Source organism: Candidatus Burkholderia verschuerenii, from assembly GCF_001189365.1.
GTDB lineage: Bacteria > Pseudomonadota > Gammaproteobacteria > Burkholderiales > Burkholderiaceae > Caballeronia > Caballeronia verschuerenii.
The window spans coordinates 1-5,426 of sequence record NZ_LFJJ01000070.1; the positions used below are offsets into that span (position 1 = coordinate 1).

At 61.6% G+C, this 5,426-nt stretch carries 4 protein-coding genes and 3 pseudogenes; 5 read left to right on the plus strand and 2 right to left on the minus strand.

Annotation, left to right across the window (positions count from 1 at the left end):
• Nucleotides 1–123: 123 nt before the first annotated feature.
• Nucleotides 124–483: pseudogene (locus tag BVER_RS14075) on the minus strand (glutathione S-transferase N-terminal domain-containing protein); the annotation flags it as partial.
• 135 nt (nucleotides 484–618) lie between these two features.
• On the opposite strand from BVER_RS14075, the pseudogene BVER_RS14080 reads away from it, so the two are divergent.
• Nucleotides 619–1,019 (plus strand): annotated as a pseudogene (locus BVER_RS14080) (winged helix-turn-helix transcriptional regulator).
• Here the strand turns inward: BVER_RS14080 and BVER_RS14085 are convergent.
• Nucleotides 973–2,016, minus strand: coding sequence for an aldo/keto reductase (locus BVER_RS14085; RefSeq protein ID WP_050453842.1), 1,044 nt, complete (start codon nucleotides 2,014–2,016; stop codon nucleotides 973–975). The pseudogene BVER_RS14080 and the gene BVER_RS14085 sit on opposite strands and share 47 nt — an antisense overlap.
• 219 nt (nucleotides 2,017–2,235) lie before the next feature.
• Here BVER_RS14085 and BVER_RS14090 point away from each other — a divergent pair.
• The 4 genes and pseudogenes from BVER_RS14090 (at nucleotide 2,236) to BVER_RS14105 (ending at nucleotide 5,227) form a co-directional block, all read left to right on the plus strand.
• Nucleotides 2,236–3,235 (plus strand): annotated as a pseudogene (locus BVER_RS14090) (AraC family transcriptional regulator).
• 191 nt (nucleotides 3,236–3,426) lie between these two features.
• Nucleotides 3,427–3,795, plus strand: a complete 369-nt coding sequence (locus BVER_RS14095) for a COG4315 family predicted lipoprotein (RefSeq protein WP_050453845.1) — start codon at nucleotides 3,427–3,429, stop codon at nucleotides 3,793–3,795.
• A gap of 143 nt (nucleotides 3,796–3,938) precedes the next feature.
• On the plus strand, nucleotides 3,939–4,460 hold the full coding sequence (locus BVER_RS14100) for an RNA polymerase sigma factor (RefSeq protein ID WP_050453843.1): 522 nt from the start codon (nucleotides 3,939–3,941) through the stop codon (nucleotides 4,458–4,460).
• Nucleotides 4,457–5,227 carry an anti-sigma factor family protein gene (locus BVER_RS14105; RefSeq protein WP_050453844.1) on the plus strand — a complete coding sequence of 257 codons (771 nt, stop codon included), beginning with the start codon at nucleotides 4,457–4,459 and terminating at the stop codon, nucleotides 5,225–5,227. The genes BVER_RS14100 and BVER_RS14105 overlap by 4 nt, the downstream gene beginning before the upstream one ends.
• Nucleotides 5,228–5,426: the final 199 nt, after the last annotated feature.

Sequence of the window (5,426 nt, forward strand, 5' to 3'; positions counted from 1 at the left end):
GGCGAAGTTCCAAACTCCCAGGAAACCATTCAGATCAATATTGCTTCTGGGAGTTCTGGGAAACACGATCTTCCGGCGGCCCCTTGCCACCCTTGACTTCGACTAATTCTGAAGGGCCGACTTTTTACCGGCCGCAACGGCGTATAAAAGCGGTATAAAGCCTTTGTGTATTTCCGTCGCCAGAAAATTCATCCATTCGAGTAACTCGTATCGTGCTCTCGTGCCATGTTCGGGCGCGAGTTGCCCAGCGCGGCTGTGATCGGCCAGATAAAGCGCGATGACTGCGCCCTCGCGTAGACGGCTGCCATTGTCCAGTTCCAGCAAAGGAACGTAGCCCAATTCCGTGATGTCATAAAAATCCTCGCCGCTATCGAGTAGATGTTTGCGAGCGTCGACATTGACGATATCGGCGGTCAAACCGACCTCGTGCAATACAATACGGATCGCCTCGGAGCAGCTTCCCGGCGCGTGATAAAGCTTCATCGTTATTTATTCCTTTTCAGTTCGACTGCCGGAACGCATTGCCGGTGCGCTAATATGCCGCGTGTCGTTCGAAAATGGAATAACGCAAATTAATGTACGAAGGTCACAAAATATATACCGCGAGGAAATCGATCGATGAGAGAAAGTGCCACGGGATGTTCGGTCGAGGAATCCATGCGCCTGCTCGGCGGCCGCTGGCGTCTGTTGCTGGTGTCGTATCTGCTCGATGGACCACGCCGCTTCAGCGATTTACGCCGTCAACTCGACGGCATTTCTCAGCGAATGCTCACGCTGGATTTGCGAGCGCTGGAAGAGGCCGGGCTGATTCAGCGGACGGTTTTCCCGGAAGTGCCGGTCTCAAGGTCGAATATCGGCTGACGGAGGACGGCGAGCGCGTGCGGCCCGTCGTCGAGGTGATGCGGCAATTCGGCCTCTGGTTGAAAACACGCGAAACCGCGGCGCGCGATACGCACGCCGCGATTTCTCAAATTACTCCCCCTTCATCTGATTCCGCCGATACTCCCCCTGCCGCGTGAGCATCCATCCCGGATATTCAGCCGGCAACTGGCTCACTTCATCGAGCGCCGCGAGTTCGTCTTCATTGAGATGAACCTTGGTCGCCGCGATGTTGTCATCGAGCTGCTCGACGCGCTTTGCGCCGATGATCACCGTCGTCACCGCCTTCTGATGCAGCAGCCACGCCAGCGCGATCTGCGCCACCGACACGCCCTTGGCCTCGGCCACGCGCCGCATCGCGTCGATGCAGTCGTAAGCGCAATCCACGTTCACCGGCGGAAAATCGAACTTGGTGCGGCGGCTGCCTTCTTCCTTGCCGCCTTCGCGCGTGAACTTGCCCGACAGCAGCCCGCCCGCGAGCGGACTCCACACCATCAGGCCGACGTTTTCGCTGTTGAGCAGCGGCACGATCTCGCGCTCCAGATCGCGCCCGGCGATCGTGTAATACGCCTGCAGCGACTCGAATCGCGCCAGCCCGAGGCGCTCCGAAATGCCAAGCGCCTTCATGATTTGCCACGCCGCCCAGTTCGATACGCCGATGTAGCGCACATGGCCGTGCTGCACGAGCGTGTCGAGCGCGCGCAGGGTTTCCTCGATCGGCGTCGCCGGGTCGAAACCGTGAATCTGGTACAGATCGACGTGATCGAGTTGCAGGCGCTTCAGACTCGCCTTCACGCTATCGATGATGTGATAGCGCGACGCGCCGCGCGAATTCGGGCTCTTGGTGCCCGTTTCGCCGAGAAACTTGGTTGCGACGACCACGTTTTCGCGCGGCACATTCAGATTTTTCAGCGCCTGTCCGGTGATGATTTCCGACTTGCCGTCCGAATAGACATCGGCGGTATCGATGAAATTGATGCCCGCGTCGAGCGAGCGGCCGATCAGCTTGTCGGCTTCGGCCTGCTGCAAATCGCCGATGTTGTCCCAGATGCCGCCGGTGCCGCCGCCGAACGTCATCGTGCCGAGACAGAGTTCCGGGACGAATAGGCCGGTATTACCGAATTTCCTGTAGCGCATGGTTGCTCCCGAGTGACTGGATTGGCGCGCCACGCTCCATGCAGCGAGAAGCCGTGCGCGCCGGCAGTGCAGTATCTGCCCGGCGTTCGGGCGGGGCATAGCCTGATCCTGTCGAATCATTGCCTGTTTCTGCAAACCCCGGCGCTGCCTGTAAGCAGATTTGCCCTCGCGCGAGTAAGCTTAGCGAACTATCTTTAGAGCGAAATTCCTCCGGAAATCATGGCGCTAAACGACACTCCCGGCCTCGACGGCAAAGACGCACACGAGCAACCTCGCGAAACCCGCCACGGCGGCGGCGCGCTCGACGCCGCGCTGGACGAGGCCCGTCTCGAACTCGTCTCGCTGATCGACCGTTTCACCGCCGGCTGCGAAGGCACCGTGGAAACCGCCGTGCCCGGCCTGTTCCTGCATCGTGTGATGAATCCGGGCGGGCCGAAACACGGCATCCAGACGCCCGCGCTCGCGCTGATCGCGCAAGGCTCCAAGCGCCTGATGGTCGGCGACGAAGTCTATATCTACGATCCGATGCATTACCTCGTGTCGTCGGTGGATCTGCCGGTGTGCGGGCAGGTGTCGGTCGCGAGCGAATCGGAGCCGTATCTCGGCGTGCGGCTCGATCTGGACGTCGAGGAAATCACCTCGCTGATTCAGGACCAGAACCTGCCGCCGACCACGCAGGCCGACGCATCGCGCGGGCTGTACGTCAATTGCCTCGGCAATTCGATGCTCGATCCGGTGCTGCGTCTGCTGCGCATGATCGACACGCCCGAAGACGTCGCCATTCTCGCGCCGCTGGTGAAGCGCGAAATTCTCTATCGGCTGCTGATGAACGGCTCGGGCGCGCGGCTGCGGAAGATCGCGCTGCAGGACAGCCAGACGCATCGCATCGCGCGGGCCATTCAGATGCTGCGCGAGCATTTCGACCAGCCGCTGCGGGTCGAGGATATCGCGCGCGACATGCATATGAGCGTGTCGTCGCTGCATCATCATTTCAAGGCCGTGACGGCGATGAGCCGGCTGCAGTATCAGAAGCAGTTGCGTCTGCAGGAAGCGCGCCGCCTGATGCTGCTTGCTCGATATCGCCGATGCCGCGACCGCCGCGCATCGCGTCGGTTACGAAAGCGCGTCGCAGTTCAGCCGCGAATACAGCCGCCTGTTCGGCGCGCCGCCGCTGCGCGACACCCGTCGCTGGAGCGATGCGGCGGCCGCGGGCGCATAAGAACGGCAAGCGTCGTCATTTCATCGACATCCACGAAATTTTCGTGAACAACTGGTCAGACGCGCGCGGATGGTCTTGAATGGAAGGCCGACCCGATGCGAGGCGCTGCCGCATCGATTTATTTCATCGTCCGCGGAATAGCGCAGCGTCACCGAACGTTCTACGGATACAACTACCACAAGGAAGATGAAATGAAGAGACGAATCCTGATCGCCGCGTGCGCCGCTACCGCCGTGTGCGCCGTTTCCACGGCTTTTGCCGCCGCGCCCTCCGCGTCGAACGGCATGGCCGTCGATTCCAAGGGCATGACGCTCTATACCTTCGACAAGGACAAGGCCGGTTCGCCGAGCGCCTGCACGGGCGGTTGCGCGGAAGCGTGGCCCGCCGCGATGGCTGACGCTTCCGATCAGCCGAGCGGCAAGTGGACGACAGTGTCCGCGGACGGCGGCAAACAGTGGGCTTACGACGGCAAGCGCGTGTACACGTTCAAGAAAGACGCCAAGGCCGGCGACATGAACGGCGACAACTTCAAAAATATGTGGCACGTCGTCAAACCCTGACATCGTCGCGCATTTGGCATGACCCGAGGCGGACGCGCGCGGAATAAAACGCGGCGTCCGCCGGTTTTTTCATCAACGGACAGGAACATGAGGCGAGCGATCGGCGGTCCGGGCGGGCGACGCGATAACCTGGGCGCACGGCCTTGAGCTTCGAGAACGAACTCCTCGCGCATCTGCCGCAATTGCGGCGTTATGCGCGCGCGCTGTCGGGCGATCGCGCCTGGGCGGACGATCTCGTGCAGGACGCGACCGAACGCGCGCTTAATCGCGCGAAGTCGTTTCAGGCCGGCACGAATCTGCGGGCGTGGCTGTTTACGATCATGCGCAATATTTATATCGACCAGTTGCGGGGGCGTCGCGATATCGCCGTGGACGACGAAACCGCGCCCTGGCGGCAGATGGCCGCGCCGCGCGGCGAAGTCGAAGGTCTCGTGCTGCGCGACGTGCAGCGCGCGCTGTATTGCCTGCCGGTCGAGCAGCGGGAAGTGATGTTGCTGGTGTGTGTCGAGGAAATGAGTTATCAGGAGGCATCCGTGGTGCTGAACGTGCCGACCGGAACCGTGATGTCGCGCCTGTCGCGGGCGCGCGAGCATATGCGGGTTCTGCTCGGCGAGGAAACGGCTAAAAAGCCGTCATCGTCCCTGAAGGTGGTGAGCCGATCATGACGACCCCGGACCGACCCTCCACGCCGGACGAGCGCGCATTGCAGGCGCTGTCCGCATTCGTCGATGGCGAATTGCAAGGCGAAGAACACGACGCGGTCAAGACGCGCCTCACCGGCGATCCCGCGAGCGAGGCGACCGTCGCGGCGTATCGCGCGCAGGACAATGCGCTGCGCGCGCTGTTCGCCAATCAGGCCGAACCGCAAGTGATCGTGATGCGGCCGCGCGCCCGCGAGCGTTACTTGATGGCGGCATGCTTTCTGGTCGTGGGCATCGCGTGCGGTTTTCTGATGCACATGCTCTTGCCGGCTCTCGGCGAGCAGCGCGCGCGCTTTGCCGAGCGGGCCGATGTCGCCTATACCGTGTACGCGCCGGAGCAGCGTCACGCGGTGGAAGTGAGCGCGTCGCAGCAGGATCATCTCGTGACGTGGTTGTCCAAGCGCCTGAATCGCAGCGTGACGATTCCGTCGCTGAGCGAGTACGGATTTCAACTCGTCGGCGGTCGGCTGCTGCCGGGCGAGGAAGGTCCGGCGGCGCTGTTCATGTACCAGAACGCGGCGGGCGAACGTCTCACGCTGTACATGACGACGGCGACGATCCGCCGCAACGATACCAAGATCCGCTATCTGCACAACGGCGCGCGCACGACGTATTACTGGGCGTGGGATCGCGTCGGTTACGCGTTGTCCGGGCAAATCGGCGAGGCGAAGCTGAAGGCCATCGCCTACGACACTTGCAAGGAGTTGGGCGGCGATCCGAAGGGCTGGTAGCGTCGTCGAATCCGCATGAAAAAAGCCACCGCGATGCGAGTCTCGGTGGCTTTTTTTACGACTCACGCCCGATCAATAGTCGGCCCTTCAGAATTAGTCGAAGTCAAGGGTGGCAAGGGGCCGCCGGAAGATCGTGTTTCCCAGAACTCCCAGAAGCAATATTGATCTGAATGGTTTCCTGGGAGTTTGGAACTTCGCC

Coding starts and splice junctions, on each gene's coding strand:
- BVER_RS14085 (WP_050453842.1), bottom strand. CDS start 2,016: ATGCGCTACAGGAAATTCGGTAATACCGGCCTATTCGTCCCGGAACTC.
- BVER_RS14095 (WP_050453845.1), top strand. CDS start 3,427: ATGAAGAGACGAATCCTGATCGCCGCGTGCGCCGCTACCGCCGTGTGC.
- BVER_RS14105 (WP_050453844.1), top strand. CDS start 4,457: ATGACGACCCCGGACCGACCCTCCACGCCGGACGAGCGCGCATTGCAG.